The organism is Sorangium sp. So ce321 (genome assembly GCF_051530195.1).
GTDB lineage: Bacteria > Myxococcota_A > Polyangia > Polyangiales > Polyangiaceae > Sorangium.
The window spans coordinates 3,715,683-3,739,159 of record NZ_CP150329.1 but is presented as its reverse complement, the minus strand read 5'-3'; the positions used below and the strand labels follow the sequence as shown (position 1 = coordinate 3,739,159).

13 protein-coding genes are annotated in these 23,477 nt (G+C 71.5%); 7 read left to right on the top strand and 6 right to left on the bottom strand.

Going from position 1 to position 23,477, the window contains the following annotated elements; genetic code table 11:
* Complete coding sequence (locus WME89_RS14470) at positions 1–3,237, top strand: efflux RND transporter permease subunit (RefSeq protein WP_438009758.1); 3,237 nt, start codon at positions 1–3, stop codon at positions 3,235–3,237.
* A 58-nt stretch (positions 3,238–3,295) separates the two neighbouring features.
* Positions 3,296–3,907 (top strand): methyltransferase family protein, encoded by a 612-nt coding sequence (locus tag WME89_RS14465; RefSeq protein WP_438009757.1) that lies wholly within the window; start codon positions 3,296–3,298, stop codon positions 3,905–3,907.
* A gap of 47 nt (positions 3,908–3,954) precedes the next feature.
* Here the strand turns inward: WME89_RS14465 and WME89_RS14460 are convergent, their stop codons facing one another.
* The 4 genes from WME89_RS14460 to treY all read right to left on the bottom strand — a co-directional run bounded on the left by WME89_RS14460 (position 3,955) and on the right by treY (position 13,414).
* Positions 3,955–7,035, bottom strand: a complete 3,081-nt coding sequence (locus WME89_RS14460; RefSeq protein ID WP_438009756.1) for a PAS domain S-box protein — start codon at positions 7,033–7,035, stop codon at positions 3,955–3,957.
* A 329-nt stretch (positions 7,036–7,364) separates the two neighbouring features.
* Positions 7,365–8,174, bottom strand: coding sequence for a tRNA (N6-threonylcarbamoyladenosine(37)-N6)-methyltransferase TrmO (tsaA, locus tag WME89_RS14455; RefSeq protein ID WP_438009755.1), 810 nt, complete (start codon positions 8,172–8,174; stop codon positions 7,365–7,367).
* Positions 8,175–8,316: 142 nt separating this feature from the next.
* Complete coding sequence (treZ, locus tag WME89_RS14450) at positions 8,317–10,146, bottom strand: malto-oligosyltrehalose trehalohydrolase (protein ID WP_438009754.1); 1,830 nt, start codon at positions 10,144–10,146, stop codon at positions 8,317–8,319.
* A gap of 1 nt (position 10,147) precedes the next feature.
* Complete coding sequence (gene treY / locus WME89_RS14445; protein WP_438009753.1) at positions 10,148–13,414, bottom strand: malto-oligosyltrehalose synthase; 3,267 nt, start codon at positions 13,412–13,414, stop codon at positions 10,148–10,150.
* 479 nt (positions 13,415–13,893) lie between these two features.
* Between treY and WME89_RS14440 the strand changes: the two genes are divergently transcribed.
* Entirely contained in the window at positions 13,894–15,462 is a 1,569-nt protein-coding gene (locus WME89_RS14440; protein WP_438009752.1) for a RecQ family ATP-dependent DNA helicase, read from the top strand.
* Positions 15,463–15,740: 278 nt separating this feature from the next.
* Here WME89_RS14440 and glgX read toward each other — a convergent pair whose 3' ends face one another.
* Positions 15,741–18,083, bottom strand: a complete 2,343-nt coding sequence (gene glgX, locus WME89_RS14435; RefSeq protein ID WP_438009751.1) for a glycogen debranching protein GlgX — start codon at positions 18,081–18,083, stop codon at positions 15,741–15,743.
* Positions 18,084–18,347: 264 nt separating this feature from the next.
* Here glgX and WME89_RS14430 point away from each other — a divergent pair, with 264 nt between their 5' ends.
* The 4 genes from WME89_RS14430 to WME89_RS14415 all read left to right on the top strand — a co-directional run bounded on the left by WME89_RS14430 (position 18,348) and on the right by WME89_RS14415 (position 22,628).
* Entirely contained in the window at positions 18,348–20,000 is a 1,653-nt protein-coding gene (locus WME89_RS14430) for a 4-alpha-glucanotransferase (RefSeq protein WP_438009750.1), read from the top strand.
* 366 nt (positions 20,001–20,366) lie between these two features.
* Positions 20,367–20,687, top strand: a complete 321-nt coding sequence (locus WME89_RS14425) for an ArsR/SmtB family transcription factor (RefSeq protein WP_436626095.1) — start codon at positions 20,367–20,369, stop codon at positions 20,685–20,687.
* A complete protein-coding gene (locus WME89_RS14420) occupies positions 20,680–21,111 on the top strand; it encodes an SRPBCC family protein (RefSeq protein ID WP_438009749.1) in 432 nt (143 codons plus the stop codon). Before WME89_RS14425 ends, WME89_RS14420 begins: the two co-directional genes overlap by 8 nt.
* A 209-nt stretch (positions 21,112–21,320) precedes the next feature.
* Positions 21,321–22,628 (top strand): ammonium transporter, encoded by a 1,308-nt coding sequence (locus WME89_RS14415; protein ID WP_438009748.1) that lies wholly within the window; start codon positions 21,321–21,323, stop codon positions 22,626–22,628.
* 127 nt (positions 22,629–22,755) lie between these two features.
* Here WME89_RS14415 and WME89_RS14410 read toward each other — a convergent pair whose 3' ends face one another.
* Positions 22,756–23,466, bottom strand: coding sequence for a hypothetical protein (locus tag WME89_RS14410; RefSeq protein ID WP_438009747.1), 711 nt, complete (start codon positions 23,464–23,466; stop codon positions 22,756–22,758).
* Positions 23,467–23,477: the final 11 nt, after the last annotated feature.

Genomic DNA, 23,477 nt, shown 5'->3' with positions numbered 1-23,477 from the left:
ATGCTCACGCTGCTCTCGCGCCTCCTCGCCTTCTCGGTCCGGCACCGCTTCCTCGTCGTCGCGCTCACGCTCGCGGCGGGGGCGCTCGGCGCCTACAACTTCACCCGCCTGCCGATCGACGCGGTCCCGGACATCACCAACGTCCAGGTGCAGATCAACACGCAGGTGAAGGCGCTCTCCCCCGTGGAGGTGGAGCGCCGGATCACCTTCCCCGTCGAGCGCGCGATGGGCGGGCTCCCGCGCGTCGAGGAGGTCCGCTCGCTGTCGCGGTACGGCCTCTCGCAGGTCACGGTGATCTTCGAGGACGACACCGACATCTACTGGGCACGGCAGCTCGTCGCCGAGCGGCTCGCCGCCGCGAGGGACAGCCTCCCCGAGGGCCTCGGCGCGCCGCAGCTCGGCCCGATCGCGACGGGGCTCGGCGAGATCTACATGTGGACCGTCGAGGCGGCGCCGGACGCCCGGAGGCCCGACGGCGCGCCGTACGATCTCACCGACCTGCGGACGCTCCAGGACTGGGTCGTGCGGCCGCAGCTCCGGACGGTGCAGGGCGTGACGGAGGTCAACTCCATCGGCGGCCACGAGCGGCTCTACCAGGTCGCGCCCGACCCGGCGAAGCTCGTCGGCTACGGCCTGTCGTTCCGCGACGTGCTCGACGCCGTCGGGGCCAACAACGCGAACGCGGGCGGCGGCTACATCGAGCACCGGGGCGAGCAGTACCTCATCCGCACGACGGGCCTCGTGAAGGGCGAGGAAGACCTCCGGGGCATCGTCGTGGGGCACCACGGCGGCGCGCCGATCCGGGTCGAGGACGTCGCCGAGGTCATCGTCGGCCGGGAGCTGCGCACGGGCGCCGCGACCGAGGACGGCGAGGAGGCGGTGATCGGCACCGCGATCATGCTGGTCGGCGAGAACAGCCGCGCCGTCTCCCGCCGGGTCGACGAGCAGATGGCGACGGTCAACAGGTCGCTGCCGCCGGGGGTCTCGGTCAAGACGGTCTACGACCGCACCTACCTCGTCGAGGCCACCCTGAGCACGGTGCGCAGCAGCCTGCTGGAGGGCGCCGCGCTCGTCGTCACGGTGCTGTTCCTGCTGCTCGGCAACTTCCGGGCGGCGCTCATCGCCGCGCTCGCGATCCCGTTCTCGATGCTGATCGCCGTCACCGGCATGGTCGAGGGCAAGATCAGCGGCAACCTGATGAGCCTCGGCGCCATCGACTTCGGCCTCATCGTCGACGGCTCCGTGATCATCGTCGAGAACTGCGTGCGGCGCTTCGCCGAGGAGCAGCGCCGGCTCGGGCGGACGCTCACCCGCGACGAGCGGATCGAGCTCGCCTACGAGGCGTCGCAGGAGGTCCGCAAGGCGACGATCTTCGGCGAGATCATCATCGCGATCGTCTACCTGCCGATCCTCACGCTCACGGGGATCGAGGGGAAGATGTTCCGCCCCATGGCGCAGACCGTCGTGCTCGCGCTCGCCGGCGCCACGATCCTCTCGATGACGTTCGTCCCCGCGCTCGTGGCGCTGCTCCTCACGGGCAAGGTGTCCGAGCGGGAGAACGCGGTCTTCCGCTGGGCGAAGCGCGGCTACGAGCGCGCGCTCCGCTGGGCGCTCGCCCGCCGGCCCGCCGTCATCGCCGCGGCGGGGCTCGTGCTCGCGGCCTCGGGGCTCGTCGCGTCGCGCCTCGGCAGCGAGTTCGCGCCGAAGCTGAGCGAGGGCGCGCTGGCGATCCAGCCGGCGCGGATCCCCTCGATCAGCCTGACCACGAGCGTCGCCATGCAGGCGCAGCTCGAGCGCATCCTCAAGGCGCGGTTCCCGGACGAGATCGAGCACATCTTCGCGCGCACCGGGACCGCCGAGGTCGCGACCGATCCCATGGGCCCGAACGTCTCCGACACGTACCTCATGCTCAGGCCGCGCAGCGCGTGGAAGAAGGCGGAGACGCAGGAGGAGCTCGCCGAGGCCATCGAGGCGGTGCTCCGCGAGGTGCCGGGGCAGAGCTACGAGTTCAGCCAGCCGATCGAGCTGCGCTTCAACGAGCTGATCAGCGGCGTGCGCAGCGACGTCGCGGTCAAGATCTTCGGCGACGACCTCGACGTCATGCTCCGGGAGGCACGGCGCGTGGGCGCCATCCTCGCGAGGACGCCGGGGGCGGCGGACGTCAAGGTGGAGCAGGTCACCGGGCTGCCCGTCCTCACGATCGACGTGGACCGGCCCGCCGTCGCCCGGTACGGGCTCAACGTCGCCGACGTGCAGGCGGTCGTGGAGACCGCGATCGGCGGGGTCAGCGCGGGCGAGGTGGTCGAGGGGGACCGTCGGTTCAACATCGTCGTGCGCCTGCCCGACGCTGTCCGCCGCGACGTGGACGCCCTGGAGAAGCTCCCGATCCCGCTCCGCGCCGGCAGAGAGGAGCCGGGCGGGCCCACGATCTCAGCCTCGTCGACCGTGGCGGCGGCCGGCACCGCCGCCGCGGCCGGGCACCGCGCCGCGTTCGTGCCGCTCGACGCGGTGGCGAACATCTCGCTCGAGGAGGGCCCCAACCAGGTGAGCCGCGAGGACGGCAAGCGCCGCGTCGTGGTCCAGTGCAACGTGCGCGGGCGGGATCTCGGCGGCTTCGTCGCGGACGCGCAGGCGCGGATCGACGCGGAGGTGAAGCTCCCCTCGGGCTACTGGCTGTCGTGGGGCGGCCAGTTCGAGAACATGCTCGCGGCGCGGGAGCGCCTCGCGCTGGTGGTGCCGGTCGCGCTCGGGCTGATCTTCGGCCTGCTCTTCCTCTCGTTCGGCACGCTCCGGAACGCCGCGCTCATCTTCACGGGCGTCCCGCTCGCGCTGACCGGCGGGATCGCGGCCCTGTGGCTCCGCGGGCTCCCTGTCTCGATCTCCGCCGCGATCGGGTTCATCGCCCTCTCGGGCGTCGCCGTGCTGAACGGGCTCGTGATGGTCACGTTCATCGAGAACCTGCGCCACGGCGGCGCCTCGCTCGACGACGCGGTGTTCGAGGGCTCGGTGTCGCGGCTCCGCCCCGTGCTGATGACCGCGCTCGTGGCCGCGCTCGGCTTCGTGCCGATGGCGTTCGCCACGGGCACCGGCTCCGAGGTGCAGCGCCCCCTGGCGACGGTCGTCATCGGCGGGGTCCTGTCGTCCACCCTGCTCACGCTGCTCGTCCTGCCGGTGCTCTACCGGCTGTTCCACCGGCAGCGCGAGCCGGCGCCCCCGGAGGCGGAGAGCAGCCCATGAGCGCTTCGGTCCGAGGTTCGCCCCTGCGCGAGAGATCGCCGTGATCGCTGGAGGTTCGATGGCCCGTCCCTGGATTGCCCTGGTCCTGTTCGTCGTCTACTGCGCGCTCGCGTTCGGGTGGCGCTCGCTGCGCCAGCGCCGGGCGACCGGCTCCACCGGGTTCCGCGGCATCTCTGGCCGGCCCGGCTCGGTGGAGTGGACGGGCGGCGTGCTCTTCGTCGTCGCGATCGCCCTCGGCGTGGCGGCGCCGATCGCGGAGCTCGCGGGGTGGGTCGCGCCGCTCGTCGCGCCCGGCGCGGCCGCCGTGGGGCTCGGGGCCGCGACGGTGCTCGCGGGGACCGCCGGCACGCTCTGGTCGCAGGCGGCGATGGGCGACTCCTGGCGCATCGGCGTCAGCGCGGGCGAGCGCACGACGCTCGTGACGCGAGGGCCGTTCACCGCGGTGCGCAACCCGATCTTCAGCTTCATGGTCCTGACCGCCGCGGGGATGCTGCTCGTCGTCCCCGGCCCGCTCGCGGTCGCGTCGCTCGTGGCGCTCGTCGTGGCCATCGAGCTGCAGGTCCGCTTCGTGGAAGAGCCGTATCTCCTGCGCACCCACGGCGACAGCTACGCGGACTACTGCGCCCGCGTGGGGCGCTTCGTCCCGGGGCTCGGCCTCCGGGCCCGGTAGACGCGCGGCCCGCCGCCCCGCGCGCGGGGACCGCCGCGGCGAGCCCCTCACGCCTGCGGCGTGAACGAGGCCAGGAGCTTCTGCAGCGAGCCCGGATCGATCGGCTTGATGAAGTGCATGTCGAAGCCAGCCTCCCGGACCCGCCGCTGATCGTCCTCCTGGCCATAGCCGGTCAGCGCGATCATCAGCGAGGGAGGGACGCCCACGATCCCCTTCAGCGCCCTCGCCACCCCGTAGCCATCCATCCCGCCGGGGAGACCGATGTCACACAGGATGACCTCCGGCCGGAACGACCGCGCCGCTTCCACGCCAGCGGGGCCGGACAGGGCGACCTCGACCCGGTAGCCGTTCATCGTGAGCAGCGCCTGCAGGCTCTGCGCGGCGTCCTCGTTGTCCTCGATGATCAGGATGCGGAGCGACCTCGACTGGCGGCGCGAGGACGGCGCCGGGCGCCCGCACGACGGCTCGGGCGTGCGCTCCAGCGGCAGGTGGAGGACCATCTCCGTCCCGTGGCCGATCCCCTGGCTCTCGGCCGAGACCGTGCCGCCGTGGAGCGTGATGATGCCCTTGACGAGGGCGAGGCCCAGCCCGAGCCCGCCGCGGCTGCGCTCCAGGCTGCGCTCGGCCTGGCTGAACGGCTCGAACACGCGCGCGAGCATCGCCGGATCCATCCCGACGCCCGTGTCGCGGACGCGGACCACGGCGGAGCCCTCCGACGTCGCCGAGAGCGCCACCGTCACCCGGCCGCCGGCGTCGGTGAACTTGCACGCGTTGTGCAGCACGTTGCTGAACACCTGCGCCAGGCGCGTCGGATCGCCGTAGACCAGGAGCGGCTCCTGCGGCAGCTCCAGCTCGAGCCGCAGCCCGTTCGCCTCGAGCGTGCTGCGGTAGTCCTCGGCCGTCTGCCGGAGCAGCTGCGAGAGCTCGCAGCGCTCCTTGCGCAGCTGGACCTTGCCGCGCCCGACGCGCGAGACGTCGAGCAGGTCGTCCACGAGCCGGGCCATGTGAGACACTTGCCGGTCGATCACGCCGCACGCGCGGACCAGCGACGGCTGCTGCGCCGCGATGCGCTGCAGGACCTCGACCGCGTTGCGGATGGGCCCGAGCGGGTTGCGCAGCTCGTGCGCGAGCATCGCCATGAAGTCGTCCTTGTGCTGGTCCGCCTCCTTGAGCGCCGCCTCGGCGCACTTCCGATCGTGGATGTCCGTGCAGGTGCCATACCACCGCGCGACGTCGCCCGACGGCCCCCGGACCGGCAGGGCGCGGCACAGGTACCAGCGGTGCTCGCGCGCGCTGGGGAACCCGAGGCGGTGCTCGACCTCGTAGGGCGCGCCGGTCGCGACCGAGTGGATCCAGGCGCCGAGGACCCGCTCTCGATCGTCCTCGTGCAGGAACGAGCGCCAGCTCTCGCCCGTCACCGCGACCTCGTCGATGCCGGCCAGCTCGTGCCACCTGCGGTTGTAGTAGTCGATGTCGCCGTCCGGGCGGGCGGTCCAGACGATCTGCGGCATCGCGTCGGCGAGCTCCCGGAACTTCGCCTCGCTCTCGCGGAGCGCGCCGCCGATCCGCTCCCGCTCGGTGACGTCGTGGGCGATGCTGATCACGAGGCGCCGCCCCGACGCGTCCTTCCCGAGCGGCGCGGAGCTGAAGACCCACGTGCGCGACTCGCCGCTCGCCGTGGTGATCGTGAAGTCGCCCTCGCTCGACTTGCCCTGCATGCCGTACAGCGCGTCGATCACGGAGCGCACGGCGACCTTCCGCGCCCCGTACGCCCGCTCCGTCCACTCGGCGATGGTGGGGATCTGCTGGAGGGTGTAGCCGCTGATCTCCGTCCACGCGCGGTTGAGGCTGATGACCTGGCCGTCGTCGGCGTGGATCATGATGGGGAACGGGGTCGCCATCACGGCGCGGCGGAACCGCTCCTCGCTCTCCCGCATGAGGAGCTCCGCCTCCTTCCGCTCGGTGATGTCGATCACCGAGCCGACGTAGCCGAGGAACTCTCCGTCCGGGCCGAGCCGGGGCGAGGCCGTGTCGATGCACCAGCGGTAGGCGCCATCGTCGCGGCGCAGGCGGTAATCGAGCCGGAAGGGCTCCCGCCGCTCGTGGACGCGCCGGAACGTCTCCGCCACCGCCGCATGATCCGCGGGGTGCACCGCCTCGAGCCAGCCGAAGCCGAGCCCCGTCGCCTCCGTCTGGCCGGTGAACTCGTACCACCGCCGGTTGAGGTACGAGCACGACGCGTCCGCGCTCGTGACCCAGATCATCACCGGCGCGTGATCCGCCATGTTGCGGAAGCGCGCCTCGCTCTCGCGCAGCGAGAGCTCCGAGAGCTTCCGCGCGGTGATGTCGCTGACCACGCCCGTCATCCGGACCGGCTGCCCCTCCCGGTCCCGCAGCACCAGCGCGCGGTCATGGATCCAGCGCACCTCTCCGCCGGCGCCGACGATGCGGAACTCGCTCGAGTAATCCGTCTCCCCGCGCAGCGCGCTCTCGACCCGCGCCCAGGCCGCAGCCTTGTCGTCCGGGTGGATGAGCTTCGTGAAATCGTCCAGCGTGCCGCTGAACTCCGCCTCGTCGACGCCGAGCAGCGCGAACGTCTCGCGGGGCCAGAAGATGCGCCCGCTCGGGAGATCCCACTCCCAGGCGCCGAGCTGGCCGCCGGCGAGGGCCAGCCGGAGCCGCTCCTCGCTCACGCGCAGGCTCTCCTCGGCGCGCTTGCGCTCGTCGATGTCGGTGGACGTGCCAAACCAGCGGACCGCCCGGCCGCCGGCGTCCTTGATGGGCTCCACCCGGCCCAGGAACCAGCGGTACACGCCGTCGTGGCGCCGCAGCCGGAGCTCCAGCTCGAACGCCACGCCCGCCTCGATGGCGGCGCGCCGCGCGGCGGCGACGCGCGCGGCGTCGTCCGGATGGACCGCGACGTCGAGCCCCGAGCCCATCGCCTGCTCCGCCGATAGCCCGGTGTAGTCGCGCCAGCGACCGTTGACGTAATCGCACGCGCCGTCGCCGCGCGCCCCCCAGACGAGCTGCGGGAGGGCCTCGGCGAGCAGGCGGAACTGCGGCTCCACCCCGGGCTGCCCGGCGCCGCACCCGCAGATCGACGACGTCACGTCCATTTCAGTTATCACGATTACTCCGCGGTCGCACGGCAGGGCTCGCCGGGCACCTCCGGCGTTGACGGCCCCCGGCACCGGGCGCCTTCCTCACGCGCCGCGCTGCCACCGGCTGCCCAGCGGATCGCCTGGGTCGGTGAGTGTTGCTCAGAGACCGGCGCTGGGACGCAACGGCGCCGTGTCCATCGAGTTTCCTTCACCCGGGCGCCCTGCACAGGGCGAGCGTTCTTGTCTGCTTCGCCTCGCGCCGCAAGCGCGCCGCGCCGGCGCAGCGAGCACCGAATCCGCTTCGAAAGACGAGAATTACAGCACTCTGGCAGGAACGCTTACCGCGCCGCGCGTCGCTAGCTGCGCCCGAACCGCTCCACGAACTGCCGGTGCGCCGCGAGCTCGGGGGCCTCTCCGCCCCAGAGCTCCTTCTCACGGTAGCCGGTCACCACGGAGAGCACCTCGATGCGCCGCCCCTCCGCCCTGAACCGCACCCGCCACGAGGTCACGGCGAGGCGCATCGCGTCCCCGTCGGCGCGGATCCGCCGGTAGGGGTGCGGCTGCGGGCCGAGCGCGAGCACCCGGTCCACGCGCTCCCGCAGCGCGACGCCGTGCGCCGCGTCGAGCCACGCGGCCTGCTCGGCGGCCCGCTCGGTCCAGACCACCTCGAAGCCCGGCTCCGGGTCGGCCGGCGCCTCGGCGCCCGGGTCGCCCGCGAGCGGCGCGACCCAGCCGGTGCGCGCGTGGGGGTACGCGTCCGCGTAGGGCACGTAAGGCTTCAGATCGAGCACCGGCGTGCCGTCGATCATGTCCACCCCGCTGACGCGCAGGCAGAGCCCGTCCACCGCGAGGAGCTTGACCACGCTGAGGCCGATCGGGTTCGGGCGGTGCGGCGAGCGCGTCGACAGCACCCCGCGCCGCTTGCCGGCGCTCCGGGGCGGCAGGACCTTCGGGCGCCAGCCCTCGTTGAGGTGGAACCAGAAGACCACCCAGAGGTAGTCCCAGCCCTCGATGTCACAGAGCGCGTGCTCCAGCCCGCGGCCGGGCACGAGCTCGATCGTCCCCTCCGCGCCGGCCGCGGCGTGCGGCTGCCGCGGCGTGCTCACCCGATCGGGGAACGGGGTGCGCACCACGCCGATGGGCGTGAACGTGACAGGCTTCAGCATCGCGCGGGAATCTACGTGATCGAGGCGACGGACGTCATCGACCTCAATCACGTGAGCGAGGTGAGCGAGGTGAGCGAGGTGAGCGAGGTGAGCGACGCGCGCGACATGGCTGGCGCCACCGACGCGAGCGGCGCCCTCCACGTCACGACCGCGGCACCTCGACGATCAGGGCCGCCGGGCCCTCGAACGCCACCCGGCCGCGCTCGATCGGCGCCCGCTGCGCCGCGCCGCCGAACCGCGGCTCCTCGCTGAACGCGAGCACCCGCGCCTCCGGGCGGCCGAGGTCGAGGGAGAGCGCGCCGCGCAGCGCGATCAGCGCGATCACCGCGGTCTCGGCGCCGCGGCGCTCGATGCGGATCGCGTCCGGCGAGAGCGCCTCGACCGAGAAGTCGCCGCGCGCGCGGCTCCGCAGCGCGGGGTGCGCGGCGCGGAGGCCGAGGAGCTCGCGGTACCACGCGAGCACGCCGGCGTGCTCCGGCCGGTGCCGCTCGCTCCAGTCGAGCTTCGAGCGCTCCAGCGTCCGCGGATCCTGCGGATCCGGCACCTCCGCGCCGCTGAACGACGTGAAGTACTGGAACTCGCGCCGGCGGCCCTCGGTCACGAGCCGGCCGAGCTCGGCGTTGTGATCGGTGAAGTACTGGAACGGCGTCCGCGCGTTCCACTCCTGGCCCATGAACAGGAGCGGCGTGTACGGCGTGACCAGGAGGAGCGCCGACATGGTCCGGAAGGCCGCCGGGCTCACCGTCTCGCCGAGCCGGTCGCCGAGCGCGCGGTTGCCGATCTGGTCGTGGTTCTGGATGCAGTGCACGAAGCGCGGCGGCGGCACCGGCTCGGCCGGCGTCCCCCGCGGCTTGCCCGCGTGCTTCGAGACCTGCCCCTCGTAGAGCCACCCCTTGCGGATCGTCGCCGCGATGTCCTCCGCCGTGCCCCGGTGATCCTCGAAATAGCCGTCGCGATCCCCGGCGAAGAGGACGCGGAGCTCGTGGTGGAAGTCGTCGGCCCACACGCCGTCGAGGCCGTAGCCGCCCTGCTCCACGGGCGTCACCAGGCGCGTGTCGTTCGCGCTGTCCTCGGCGATCACCACGACGCGCCGCCCCCCGCCGGCCGCCCGCGCGCGCTCGGCGATCACCTGGAGGATGTGGGGCTCGGTGTCGTCGAGGATCGCGTGGGTCGCGTCGAGGCGCAGGCCGTCGATGTGGTAGTCGCGGATCCACATCTCGGCGTTCGTGATCGCGAGCGCGCGCACCTGCTCGGCGCCCTCGCCGTCGTAGTTCACCGCGTCGCCCCAGGGCGTCTTGTGCCGCTCGGTGAAGTAGCGCTTCGTGTAGGCGCGCAGGTAGTTCCCGTCAGGGCCGAAGTGGTTGTAGACGCAGTCGAGGATGACCCCGAGCCCCGCGGCGTGCGCCGCGTCGACCAGGCGGCGGAGGCCCTCGGGGCCGCCGTAGGCCGCGGCCGGCGCGAAGAGGTCGACGCCGTCGTACCCCCACCCGCGCTCGCCCGGGAAGCTCGCGACGGGCATGATCTCGATCGCCGTGACGCCGAGCTCCTGGAGGTCCGGCAGCCGCGCGATCAGCCCGTCGAACGTGCCCTCCGGGGTCGCCGTGCCGACGTGCACCTCGTAGAGCACGAGGTCCTCGAGCGCGACGCCCTTCCACCCCGCGTCGGTCCACGCGAACGACGGATCGTCGACCGCGGACGGCCCGTGCACGCCGAGCGGCTGCGCGCGGGCGTAGGGATCCGGGAACGGCCCCTCGCCGTCGATCTTCACCTTGTAGAGCGCGCCGGCGCCGAGCCCCGGCGCCGTGGCCTCGAAGTAGCCGTCGCCGGTGGGGCTCGCCGGCAGCGTGCCCGTGACCTCCTGGCCGTCCCTTGCGTACGTGACGATCTCGATCCGATCGTGCTCGGGCGCCCAGACGCGGAAGCGGACCGCGCCGCCCTCGATCCAGGCCCCCATGGTGCGAATCGCCTTCATGTCACTGACCTCGCTGAGCCGCCCGCAGCAGCAGGGCGACGGGGAAATCGGAGAGCACGCGGTCGAGCGGCAGCGACGCCCCGCCCTTCTGGGTGGACGACGCGGCCGCGTCGCGCGGCAAGGAAGCGGACGGCGACGCCTCGATCTCGGCGCCGGTGAAGAGATCCGTGTACAGGCCGGGCTCCACGTCGACGGAGGTGCCGGCCCACACCTCGCCGATCGGCGGGGCGCAGGCGCCGCCGACGAGCCGCGCGCTGAACCGGGGCGCGACGACGACGAGCGAGCGCTCGTTCGACGTTCCTGCCGACGTTCCTGCCGACGTTCCTGCCGACGTTCCTGCCGACGCGTCCGCCCCCCCGCGGCGCGCGAAGGCGACGACGTGGGTCTCGCGATCGCCGCTCACGGCGCGCGGCACGTAGGCCCCGTCGGCCCCGAAGAGCGCCGGGTGCCGCCGGCGCAGCTCGAGCGCGACGTGCGTGACGAAGAGCTTGATGCGGCCGTCGCGCGCCTCGGCGCAGAGCTCGCGCGCGAGCGCGACGTCCCCGCCCTTCCACCGCGCGCGGAGCTCCGCGAGCGCCTTCGTGCGCGTCGTGTAGTCGACCGCGCGGCGGTTGTCGGGGTCGACGAGGCTGAAGTCCCACATCTCGTTGCCCTGGTAGATGTCGGGCACGCCCGGCGCCGTGAGCTTCAGCAGCGTCTGCGAGAGCGAGCCCCACATGCCGTGGTACGCGACGACGCGCGCGAGCGGCAGCAGCGCGCCCACCACCTCCGGAGAAGCGACCGCCTTGCGCACGAACGCCTCGACGGCGGCGTCGTACTCGGGCTGCGCGTCGATCCAGGACGTGTTGACCTTCGCCTCCTTCGTGGCCTTGCGCATGTAGTCCACGAGGCGATCCGCGTAGGCCGAGAGCGCGTCGCCCTCGGGGGCGCGCGGGTCCCGCGGGTCCCCGGAGGCGCCGAGCAGCGGCTCGATCGGCAGGCTCCCGAGGACCGTCTGGTAGAACAGGTACTCCTCGTTGCTGTCCGGCGCGAGGCGGCCCTCGATCTCGGCCTTGAGCGGCGCGGCGGCGGCGGCGGCGCGCTGGAGCGCCTCTTCCCACGCCGACGGCAGCTCCGACAGCACGCTGATGCGCGACCGCACGTCCTCGCTCCGCTTCGTGTCGTGCGTCGACGTCGCGAGCATCGAGTACGGCCACGTCCGGTGCCGCTGCACGTTGCCGCGGTGGAACGCGAGCACGCTCGCGCCGTAGCGCTCGGGCTCGCCCCCGACCTCGTTGAGCGACACGAGCCGGTTGTAGATGTAGAACGACGTGTCCTCGAGCCCCTTGGCCATCACCGGCCCGGTGAGCTGCTGGAACTTCATCACGAAGTCGCAGTAGGGGCGCCGGTCCTCCTCGCGGGAGAAGTCCGTCGTGTCCAGCATCAGGACCGAGCGGACGAACGTGAAGATCGAGGCCTCCATCGTCGGGTTGCGCCGACGCGCGAGGGCGACGGCGCGGCCGATGGCCACGCGGTCGTGATCGCTGATCGTCGGCGTCTTCTCGTTGATGTACGTGCGGTACACGGGGAAGCACGCGATCACCTCGCGCAGGGCCTCGTTGAGCGAGCCCAGGGTGAAGTCGCGGACGCGGCGGTCGCGCTCGGTGAGCCGGTTCAGCGCGTGGGTGAGCACGTTGAGCTCGCTCGCGAGCGCCGTCCGCAGGATGACCTTCTTCTTCTCGTAAACCAGCGTCTCGAACTCCAGCTGGTCGCCGATGAACCGCTCGTAGATCGCGGTCATCGGCGCCTCGCTCGAGGCGTCGACGAAGAGCTCACCCACGGCCGCGGTGAAGTCGTAGCCGCTCGTCCCGTGGATGGGCCAGGCCTCGGGCAGCGTCTCGCCGCGGGCGAGGATCTTCTCGACGGCGACGTACATCGGCCGCGCGACGTGCGAGGCGCCAGCCCCCTCTCCGCGCGCGCGCTCCGCGAGCGCCGCGCGGAGCGCCGGCTCCAGCCGGGCGAAGCGGGCCTCCGGGCGGCGCTTCGGATCGAGGAAGCTGCGCGGCTCCGGCTCGCTCTCCGCCTCGGCGAGGAAGCGGCGGCGGCAGCGCTCGACGAGGTAGCCCTGCTGCAGCTCCTCGAAGTAGCCGATCGGGTCCCAGAGGCCGTCGGGGTGGTCGATGCGCAGCCCCGTGACCTGGCCCCGCTCGCAGAGCTCGAAGACGAGCCGGTGCGCCTCGGTGAACACCGGCCGGTGCTCCATCCTGATCGCCGCGAGCTCGTTGATGTCGAAGAACCGGCGGTAGTTGATCTCCTCGGCGGCGGTGCGCCAGAAGCTCAGCCGGTAGGCCTGCTCCTCGAGCAGCGCCTCGAGCGGATCGAAGCTCCGCGGGTCGCCGACCTTGCCGTTGATCCGCTCGATCCCCTCCTGCACCGCCGCCGCGATGTTGGGCGCGTCCGCCACGAGCGCCGCGAGCCGCCGCTTGAGGACCTCCTTCTCGCGCCGCCGCTCGATCACCTTGGCCCGCTGCGTCTCGGTCCGCGGCGGCAGGTTGCGGAGCCCGGTCAGGATGCTCTGCAGCTCGAGGAGCGCGTCGTTCTCCTCGCCGAGCGCGGCGGTGAGCCCGGGCACGAGCGGCCCGATGACCATCCCGAACGTCCGCGGGTTCACCGGGAAGACGTGATCGAAGTAGCGGAGGACGAACGCGCCGCCCTCGTACGCGATCTTGAGCTCGCCGCGCTCGAGCACGCGCCCGTAGTGGTCGCCGAGCACGGGGAGCAGCACCTTGTGCTTGAGCTCCGTCTTGAGCGGCGCCCAGTCGATGTCGAACCACGGCGCGTGGAGCGAGCTCGGGCCGTTCTCGAGGACGTCGTTCCACCAGGCGTTGTCGGAGGTGCCGACGCCCATGTGGTTGGGCACGAAGTCGAGGAGCAGGCCCATGCCGTGCTCCGCGAGCTCGCCCGTGAGCCGATCGAGGTCGGCGCGCTCGCCGATCGCGGGGTTCAGCGCGTTGTGATCGACGAGGTCGTAGCCGTGCAGGCTCTCGGGGCGGGCCTTGAAGAAGGGCGACGAGTAAAGGTCGCTGACGCCGAGCGCGTCGAGGTAGGCGACGATGCTCCGCGCCTGCTCGAAGGTGAAGTCCTTGTTGAGCTGCACGCGGTACGTGGCGCGCGGCAGCCGCGGCGCCACGCCCTCGCACGCCGCCTCGACGAGCCGCGCCACCATCGCTTGCTGCGCGGCGCTGTCTGCCTGGCTGCTCAACTTCTGATCGTCCGGCGCTTCCGTCATTCCTCGTGTGCCTCCGCGGCAGAATCTACTTCGAATGAGGCGTCGTGCAGGAGGGGATTTGCCTGTATCGCGGCGAGCCCCTGTCGCTCGGACTCCGCAAACGAAGGAATAACCTGAGGCACATAGGGAACCCTAGCAGCAGAGTGCCCAGCGCCTCCCGGACACGAGCTGAGCGCAAAGCCTCGTCGCCTGGCGCGGGGCCGCGGCGCCCGGGCGGCGGCGCCGCGCCCGATGCGGTAACCACCGGGAGGAGCGGCCGTCGAAACAGGCTTGTTCCCGGGCCGCGCGCCACTCACTGCTGCGCGTGGAAGTCATTACAAACCGTCACCTGGGTTTGCCAGCGCGGAGCGCGCCGGTGCATGTGTGGCTTTTCGTCTCAACGAACTCCCTGACTCGCCACGGCGGAGCCGCGCTGCGAGGGGGCCAGTTCCAGCGCGCGAGCATGGCGCGCGCACGAAGGGCGCGCCATGCTCGCGCGCATGGAACAACAGAGGGGCGCGCCGAGCTGGCCAGGAATCCGGCAGATGGCGCGCGAGCGGTTCGGCGTGAAGACCTTCCGGCCGGGCCAGCGTGAGCTCATCGAGGCGGTGCTCTCCGGGCGAGACGCCCTGGGGCTCCTCCCCACCGGAGCGGGCAAATCGCTCTGTTATCAGCTCCCGGCGCTCTTCCTGCCGAGCCCTGCTGTGGTCGTCTCACCGCTCATCTCGTTGATGCAAGATCAGCAGGAGAAGCTGGCCGAGGCGGACATCCCTGCGGCCAGGCTCAACTCCACGCTGACCGCGACCGAGGAGCGGGAGACCGTCGACGGGATCCGGCACGGCGATCTCCCGCTCATCTACGTGACGCCCGAGCGGCTCGAGAACCCGGAGTACATCGAGCTGCTCCGGCGCTCGGGCGTGTCGCTCTTCGTGGTGGACGAGGCGCACTGCGTCTCGCAGTGGGGCCACGACTTCCGCCCTGCGTACCTCGGGCTCCGCGACGTGGTCGCCGCGCTCGGGCGGCCGCCGGTCCTGGCGCTCACGGCCACCGCGACGCCGGAGGTGGCGAACGACATCGTGGAGCAGCTCGGCATGCGGTCCGCGGAGGTCGTGAACACCGGCATCGACCGTCCTCAGCTGTCGCTGGAGGTGATCCGCACCCCGAACGAGGAGAGGAAGCGCGAGCGCCTCCTGCAGGTCCTCGAGGAGGAGAGCGGCGTCGGGATCGCGTACGCGGCGACGGTCCGGGTCGCGAACGATCTGTACCGCTGGCTCGAGGGCCGCGGCGTGCGGGTGGGCCGCTACAACGGGCAGATGCGCCCGAAGGAGCGGGAGGAGACGCAGCAGCGGTTCATGAACGACGAGTACCGCATCATCGTCGCGACCAAGGCGTTCGGCCTCGGCATCGACAAGCCCGATATCCGGTTCGTCGTGCACTACAACTTCCCCGACTCGCTCGAGAGCTATTACCAGGAGGCCGGGCGCGCCGGGCGCGACGGCCGCCCGGCTCGGGGCATCCTCCTCTATCGCGTGGAGGACCGGCGAATCCAGGCGTTCTTCCTGGGCGGCAAGTACCCGCGCCCCGACGAGAGCTACCGCGTCTACGAGACCATCGGCCGCCTCGAGGCGCAGCAGCCCGAGGGCAAGAGGAGGGTCGGCATCCCGGTGAAGACCCTGGCGGAGGCCGCGGACCTGCCCGAGCGCAAGGTGAAGGTCGTCGTGGCGCTGCTCGAATCGGCCGGGATCATCGACCGGAGCCGCGGCGTGCGCAGGCTGCGCGACTTCGCCGACGAGGCGGAGCTCGACGCGTTCCTCCGGGCCTACGAGGAGCGGCGGGTGGGCGATCGCGAGCGGCTCGAGGCGGTGATGCGTTACGCCGAGACCCCGGAGTGCAGGATGGCGGTCCTGAAGGCGTACTTCGAGGAGGCGGTCGACCTGGAAGACGGCGTGAGCGTGCCGGCCTGCGAGCGGTGCGACAACTGCCGGCACACGGCCGACTCGAACCGCGCCGTGGTCGACCGCCTGACCGCCGCGGCGGCGCCCCAGGAGGGCGAGCGCGCGGCGATGTGAGCGGCCGTTCTCCCGAAGACAGCGAGCTTGAACCGCCAGACAGCCAGGGACGCCAGGCGAGGGAAGAGATGATTGACTCTCTCTCATCCTGGCGCGCTTGGCGGTTGCTCTCTTCTCTTCTGACCGCTCCCCGCTAGGGCACCGAACAGGTTGAAACCCCGAGAAGATGAACCACAGAGGCACAGAGGGCACAGAGTTTTTTGGTTGTTCCTCTGTGTCCTCTGTGCCTCTGTGGTTGAACTCTCTTCATTCCCGGGCGTTTCAAGCGGCTCGGTGCTCTAGCCCTTCCGCGACTTCGGGGTCCTGACCTTCTTCTTCGTGTTCGTGCCCTTCCGCTCCAGGAGCCGCAGCACCGCCACCGACCGGTCGACGAGGAGGTAGCGCTCTCCCGCTGCCCTCGCTGGCACCGTGCGCCCCGGCTCCGCGGCGGTGCGGGTGTCGATGAGCACCTCCCACCGCTCGCCGAGCTCGATCGAGGGCAGCACGAACTCGAGGGGCGAGTGGTTCGCGTTGATGAGGACGAGCAGCGTGTCGCCGGTGATCGGCTCGCCGCGCGGGTCGGGCGTGCAGATGGCGTCGCCCCCGAGCAAGTAGCCGATCGCCCGCGCGTTCGGGTGGGTCCAGTCCTCCGCGTTCATCTCGGCGCCGTCGGGCCGGAACCACACGATGTCCTTCATCCCGCTGCCGTGGACCGAGCCGCCCGAGAAGAACGTCCGCCGGCGCAGCACGGGATGGTTGCGCCGGAGCGCGATGAGGCGGCAGGTGAACTCGAAGAGCTGCTTGCGCCGCTCGTCGAGGTCCCAGTCGTGCCAGGAGAGCTCGTTGTCCTGGCAGTACGCGTTGTTGTTGCCGAGCTGCGTCTTGCCGATCTCGTCGCCGGCGTTGATCATCGGCACCCCTTGCGACAGGAGCAGCGTCGCGAGCATGTTGCGCTTCTGCCGCTCGCGCAGCTCGACGACGGCGGGGTCGCTGGAGGGGCCCTCGACGCCGTGGTTGTAGCTGTGGTTGTTGTTCGTGCCGTCCCGGTTGCCCTCGCCGTTCGCCTCGTTGTGCTTGTCGTTGTACGAGACGAGGTCGTTCAGCGTGAAGCCGTCGTGCGCCGTCACGAAGTTGACGCTCGCGTACGGCCGCCGCCCGCTCGTCGCGTACAGGTCGCTCGACCCGGTGAGCCGGTAGCCGAGGTCGGCGGCGAGCAGATCCCCCTTCCAGAAGCGGCGCACCGAGTCGCGGTAGCGATCGTTCCACTCCGTCCAGAGGACGGGGAAGTTGGCGACCTGATAGCCGCCCTCGCCCACGTCCCACGGCTCCGCGATGAGCTTCGTGCGCGAGAGGACCGGGTCCTGGTGGATGATGTCGAAGAACGAGCTCAGGCGATCGAAGTCGTGGTGCCCGCGGGCGAGCGCCGACGCGAGGTCGAAGCGGAAGCCGTCGACGTGCATCTCGGTCACCCAGTACCGCAGGCTGTCCATCACCAGCTTCAGCGTCTGGTAGTGCCGCGTGTTCACCGTGTTCCCGCACCCGGTGAAGTCCATGTAGTAGCGCGGGTTGTGCGGGACGAGCCGGTAGTAGCTCCAGTTGTCGACCCCCTTCAGGGAGAGCGTCGGGCCGAGGTGGTTCCCCTCCGCGGTGTGGTTGTAGACAACGTCGAGGATCACCTCGATGCCGGCGGCGTGGAGCGCCTTCACCATCGCCTTGAACTCGGTCACCTGCTGGCCGAGCCGCCCGCTCGACGCGTAGCGGCCGGCGGGCGCGAAGTACGAGAGCGTGTTGTAGCCCCAGTAGTTGATGTGCCCGCGCTCCCAGATCTCGCGCTCGCTCGCCATCTCGTGCACGGGGAGCAGCTCGATCGCCGTGACGCCGAGCTTCTTGAAGTGCGCGATCGCCGCCTCGGAGGCGAGCCCCGCGTAGGTGCCGCGCAGGTTCGCGGGGACGCCGGGGTGCCGCTGCGTGAAGCCCTTGACGTGCACCTCGTAGATGATCGTGTCCTGCCAGCGCGTCGCCGGCGGCCTGTCGCCGTCCCACGCGAAGCGGTGGTCGACGACCACGGACTTCGGCGCGCCCCAGGCGCTGTCGCGGTGGCAGATCTCGAGGTCGTCGAGCGGCGCCGGGGGGGGCGGGCACGCCTTCGGCGGCGGCTCCGAGGCGCGGCGCTCGCTCGCCGCCTTGCCCGCGCGCCCCCCCTCCCCCTTGTCGCCCGCCGCGCCGTCGCGGCCGGGCTTCGGGGGCGGCTTGCTCGGGGTGCCCTCGCGCTCCGGGTGCTCGCCGCGGTCGTAGGCGTAGAGCGGCGCCTTCCAGTTCGGCTCGCTGGAGAGCGCGTACGCGTACGGGTCGACGAGGAGCTTCGCCGGGTTGAAGCGGTGCCCCGAGCGCGGGTCGTACGGCCCGTGCACCCGGTAGCCATAGAGCTGGCCGGGCTTGAGCCCCGGCACGTACCCATGGAAGACGTGCGCCGTGCGCTCGGAGAGCTCGATGCGCTCGCGCTCCACGACGTCGTCGACGGCCTCGAAGAGGCAGAGCTCGACCTTCGTCGCGGACTGTGAAAACAGCGTGAAGTTCACCCCTTCGCCGTCATAGACGGCGCCGAGGGGGGTCGGCGTGCCGGGCCATATGCGTCTGGTCATCGAAAAACCTGTGGAGCCGCCCTATTCGCGAAATCAGCGCCGCTGTCGAGACACAAGCGCCCGCGGCTCGACTTTTTTGGCGCGACGGGGCTCCCGGGGCCATCCCGCCGGATCGGGGGCCGCCCGGCCGCCGGTCGGGTTGTGCCTGCGCGCGCTCCGGCGGCAGCGCGAACGAGCGCTCGGCGCGCGGAAGGAGCATCGCGGAGCCGCGCGACCCGGGATAGACTCCGCCCCCGAACGCCTGGAGCCAAGCCAAGAAAGCACATGTCTTCCCCCTCTGCTGAAAACCAGTCCCAGGGCTCGTCTCAGAGCTCCCCCTCTTCCTCCGGCGCGGGCCGTCGCATCTCCGGCGTGACGGTGCCGCTCTTCTCGCTGCGCAGCGATCGCTCGTGGGGCATCGGCGAGATCGGCGACCTCCCCGAGTTCGCCGCGTGGTTGCAGCCCGTTGGGCTGCGCCTCGTGCAGCTGTTGCCGCTCGGCGAGGTGTCGGGCGGCGAGACGTCGCCCTACATGGCGCTCTCCGCCTTCGGGATCGATCCGATGTACATCTCGCTCTCGGCGGTGCCGGAGCTGCCGGCGGAGGCGGTCGGCGAGGCGCTCGGCGAGGACATGGAGGCGCTCGATCGCGCGAAGAAGAGCCCGCGGGTCGACTACGATCTCGTCCGCCGCGTGAAGGGGCGGGCGCTCCGCTTCGCCTTCGATCGGTTCGAGCGCGAGCACCACGCGAAGAAGACGCCGCGCGCGGCCGAGCTGGCCGCGTTCGTGAAGCAGCAGTCGGACTGGCTGCCCGACTACGCGCAGTTCCGCGCGTTCAAGGACGGCTTCGGGGGCATCGCGTGGTGGGACTGGCCCGAGGAGATCCGGCAGCGCAAGCCGGAGGCGCTCGAGAAGCTGCGGCGCGAGCGCGCGCGGGACATCCTCTATTACGAGTACGTCCAGTGGCTCGCGCACACGCAGTGGGAGGCGGCGCGCGCGGATCTCCGGGGCAAGGGGATGGAGATCATGGGCGATCTCCCGTTCATGGTGGCGCGCGACAGCGCCGACGTGTGGGCGCACCAGGACGAGTTCCGGCACGACATGTCGGTCGGCGCGCCGCCCGATCAGTTCAACACCGAGGGGCAGAACTGGGGGCTCCCGCCGTACTTCTGGGCCCGGATGCGGGAGAACGACTTCGCGTGGCTCCGGCGGCGGTGCCGCTACACGGGGCTGCTCTGCGATCGGTTCCGGATCGATCACCTGGTCGGCTTCTACCGGACGTACATCTTCCCGGAGCAGAAGGGCCAGGGTCAGGGGGGCGAGCGGCCCAAGGCGACGTTCGATCCGGCGGAGGAGCCGGAGCAGCGCGAGCACGGCGAGCGCGTCGTGCGGGCGATGATCGAGGGGGCGGCGGAGACCGGGGCGAAGCTCGTGGCGGAGGATCTCGGCGCGGTGCCGCCGTGGGTGCGGGCGTCGCTGACCGAGCTCGGCGTGCCGGGCTACAAGGTGCTGATCTGGGAGAAGGACGACGTGGTGTTCCGCGATCCGGCGGAGTATCCGCCGCTGTCCGTGTCGTGCTTCGGGACGCACGACACCGACTCGGTGGTGGTGTGGTGGGAGTCGCGGGACGACCGGGAGCGCGCGGGGGTGCTCGATCTGCCGCAGCTCGCGCCGCGGCGGGAGGAGTTCGGCCGGGAGTTCACGAAGGAGACGCACCGGGCGCTGCTCGACCTGATCCACGGGGCGAAGAGCGAGCTCGTGCTGCTGCTCGTCCAGGATGTGCTCGCGACGCGGGACCGGATCAACACGCCGGGGACCGTGGGGCCGGAGAACTGGTCGCTGCGGCTGGCGGCGCCGCCGGCGGAGCTGGACCGCGATCCCGAGGTGCGGGCGGCGCTCGATCGGGTGCGGGAGAGCATCCAGGCGAGCGGGCGCGGGTGACCTGATCGGGACGGGTGAGCTGAGCTCCCCGGCCCAGGGCAGGAGTGCTGGTGGGGCGGTGCGGGGGCCCCACCGAACTCGCCTGAGCCATGGGTCACCCGGCTTCGCCCGATAACCCGTGGCCCATGGGCTCAGACATCGTCCCATCCCCCGCACCGCCCCACCAGCACTCCCGCTCTGGGCCTGCCGACGTCCTGACATCGGCCCATCCCCCGCACCGCCCCACCAGCACTCCCGTCCTGGGCCTGCCGACGTCCTGACGTCGGTCCCCGCACCGCCGCGAGCGACGGTCGGCGCACAGCGGCTCGCGCCGGCGCTTGACATGCAACCAAAAGGTTGCATGATGGTCCGGTGAGCGCTGGCTCGATGGACAAGGTCTTCAAGGCGCTCGCCGACCGGAGCCGCAGGAAGCTGCTCGATCGGCTGCACGCCGAGAACGGCCGGACCCTCGGGCAGCTCTGCGAGGGGCTGGAGATGACGCGCCAGGCGGTGAGCAAGCACCTGGCCGTGCTCGAGGGAGCGAACCTCGTCGTCGTCGTCTGGCAGGGCCGGGAGAAGCTCCACTACCTGAACCCCGCGCCCATCGGCGAGATCTACGAGCGGTGGATAGGCAAATACGAGCGGCAGCGCGTGCGCGCGCTCGGCGCGCTCAAGCGCACGCTGGAGGGAGAGAGCAACGATGAGTAAGCCCGAGTTCGTCTACGTGACGTACATCGCCTCGACGCTGGAGAAGGTGTGGGAGGCGCTGACCACCGGGGAGTTCACCCGGCAATACTGGGGCGGCAGGACCATCCAGTCCGACTGGAGGCCCGGGTCGTCCGTGAGGCACGTCAAGGAAGACGGCTCCTTCGACTGGGAAGGCGAGATCCTCGAGGCCAACCCGCCGCGGCTCCTCTCCTACACCTTCGGCAACAAGCACGGCGAGCGCCCGTCGCGCGTCACCTTCGAGCTGACCCTGCTCGGCCCGCACGTGAAGCTCACGCTCACCCACGGCGACTTCGCGGAGGACAGCAAGGTGCTCCCGGCCATCAGCAACGGGTGGCCGGCGATCCTGTCGAGCATGAAGAGCCTCCTCGAGACAGGGAAGGCCCTCTACCCGGAGTGGCGCTGACCCGAGGAGCGCCGCGCCGCCATGTAGCCGCGCTGCAAATCCATCGACCGGCTGTACGTCCCAGTCTGTGACGCGCCCGGGTGGTTGGGCAGCGCACGGGACTGACTCGCTGCGTCGCGGTGGCATGTTTCACGAGTTCGTGAAGTACATGCCGGCGAAACATTCCCGAAAACTGCCTTCTCTTACCTTCGCGGTCGAGGAGGCCACCAGTGAACGAAATCAACGCCTCGGACACCACCTGGCTCCTGGTCTCGTCGGCAATGGTTCTGCTGATGACGCCAGCGCTGGCCCTGTTTTACGGGGGCATGGTCCGAACGAAAAACACGCTCAGCACATTCATGCACAGCTTCTTCGCCATGGGGATCGTGACCCTGGCGTGGGTAACGCTCGGTTACTCTTTGGCGTTCGCCGAGACCAAGGGCGGGTTCATTGGCGGTCTGGACTACGCGTTCCTGAACGGTGTTGGCACCGACCCGCGCGCCGGGACGACGGTGCCTCACCTCCTGTTCATGGCGTTCCAGATGATGTTCGCCATCATCACGCCGGCGCTGATCTCCGGCGCGTACGCCGAGCGCATCAAGTTCTCGTCGTATGTCGTGTTCACGCTGCTCTGGTCGCTCGCGGTCTACAGCCCCATCTGTCACTGGGTGTGGAACCCGGGCGGGTGGCTCCTTTCGCGCGGCGCGCTCGACTTCGCCGGCGGCACCGTCGTGCACCTCGCCTCGGGCGCGAGCGCGCTCGTGATGGCGATCATGATCGGCAAGCGCAAGGGGTACCCGGCGCGCAAGATCGTGCCGCACAACCTCACCATGACGCTGCTCGGCGCCGGCATGCTGTGGTTCGGCTGGTTCGGCTTCAACGGCGGCTCCTCGCTCGCCGCGAACGGGCTCGCGACGGTGGCGTTCGTGAACACGCACATCGCGGCCGCCATCGGCGCGCTCGCCTGGGCGCTCATCGAGGCCGTGCGCTTCGGCAAGCCGTCGCTCCTCGGCGTGGCGTCGGGGCTCGTCGCGGGCCTCGTCGCCATCACGCCGGCGGCGGGCTTCGTCGGGCCGATGGCCTCCATCGCGATCGGGCTCGCGGCGGGCGCCGTGTGCTACGGCGCCGTGATGATGAAGGGCAAGCTGGGCTATGACGACAGCCTGGACGCGTTCGGCATCCACGGCGTGGGCGGCCTCCTCGGCGCGCTCCTCACCGGCGTGTTCGCCTCCAAGGTGTGGAACTCGGCCGGCCAGGACGGCCTCATCAAGGGCAACTCCGCGCTGCTCACGGAGCAGGCCATCGCGGCCGCCGTCGCGGCGGGCTACGCGGCGGTGGTCACCTTCGTGCTCGTGAAGGGGATCAACGCGGTGATGGGCTTCCGGGTCGACGCGGAGACCGAAGACGAGGGACTCGACGGCATGCTCCACGGCGAGGAGGCCTACTCGCTCGGCGAGGGCGGCGTCCATACGGCCGTGTCGGAGCCCCCGTCCTCGGCGCCCTCTGCGGCGCCGGTCCTCGCGCGCGAAGTCGCCTGATCCAGCGCAGCGGAAGCTCGGTCGCGGAGGCCGCCTGGCATGCGCCGGGCGGCCTTCGCCGCTTTGTCCCCTGCCCCTCGCCCGCGGCCGCGCGCGCCGGCGGCAGCGCGGCGCGAGGCGGCCTACCTCACCTGCACGCGAACGAGGGCTCGCCGCTCTCGTCGCAGCCCTGCTCGCACGTGATCCTGGCGCACCCGCAGCGGCGCAGCGCGCCGCGGTCGCCGGCGCCCTGATGATCGCAGCTGTCGCTGAGGCTGCTGCACTCGGCCTTGCAGCGCGCGCTCTGGGCAGGCGATGGGGCGCAATCGACGCCCTCCGCCCGGCCGGCGGGGCCGGGGCCGGTGCACAGGTCGACCGACGCGACCTGCTCGAGCAGCGGGATGCGCCCGCCCTGCAGGCACTGCGCGTGCGGCTCGCAGACGTGGTCCCGCAGCACCGCCAGCACGCGGACGCGCTGCCCGCTCAGCGCGCGCCAGTCGGGGCCGAGCCAGCGCTCGGCGTCCTCCCGCGACATGATCCGCCCGGCGATCATGGGCTGCGCGCCCTTCGTGAGCTCCAGCGTACCGACCCAGCGCTCGCGCGGAGGCGCCTCGGTGGGTCGCTCGGGATCGGCCGGCGGAGGTGCGGGCGGCGCGCCGGCGGGCGCGGAGCTCGCCGCTTTCGCCGTCGAGGCGGCGGCCGGCGCGGCGGGCGCGGGCGCCGGGGGCGAGCTCGTCGCGCAGCCCAGCGCCCCGGCGCAGCACGCGCCGACCAGCGCCCCGCAAAGCCAGTTCCGGGCGCCCGTCGCGACGGGATCGCGCCGCGAGGCGCGCGCCGAGGCCGAGATCGTGGAATGCACGCGCCGTTCTA

Excerpts from the sequence above, each read along its gene's own strand:
- WME89_RS14470 (WP_438009758.1), top strand. The coding sequence starts at position 1 with ATGCTCACGCTGCTCTCGCGCCTCCTCGCCTTCTCGGTCCGGCACCGC.
- WME89_RS14465 (WP_438009757.1), top strand. The coding sequence starts at position 3,296 with ATGGCCCGTCCCTGGATTGCCCTGGTCCTGTTCGTCGTCTACTGCGCG.
- WME89_RS14425 (WP_436626095.1), top strand. The coding sequence starts at position 20,367 with ATGGACAAGGTCTTCAAGGCGCTCGCCGACCGGAGCCGCAGGAAGCTG.
- WME89_RS14430 (WP_438009750.1), top strand. The coding sequence starts at position 18,348 with ATGTCTTCCCCCTCTGCTGAAAACCAGTCCCAGGGCTCGTCTCAGAGC.
- tsaA (WP_438009755.1), bottom strand. The coding sequence starts at position 8,174 with ATGCTGAAGCCTGTCACGTTCACGCCCATCGGCGTGGTGCGCACCCCG.
- WME89_RS14420 (WP_438009749.1), top strand. The coding sequence starts at position 20,680 with ATGAGTAAGCCCGAGTTCGTCTACGTGACGTACATCGCCTCGACGCTG.
- WME89_RS14440 (WP_438009752.1), top strand. The coding sequence starts at position 13,894 with ATGGAACAACAGAGGGGCGCGCCGAGCTGGCCAGGAATCCGGCAGATG.
- treY (WP_438009753.1), bottom strand. The coding sequence starts at position 13,414 with ATGACGGAAGCGCCGGACGATCAGAAGTTGAGCAGCCAGGCAGACAGC.
- treZ (WP_438009754.1), bottom strand. The coding sequence starts at position 10,146 with ATGAAGGCGATTCGCACCATGGGGGCCTGGATCGAGGGCGGCGCGGTC.
- glgX (WP_438009751.1), bottom strand. The coding sequence starts at position 18,083 with ATGACCAGACGCATATGGCCCGGCACGCCGACCCCCCTCGGCGCCGTC.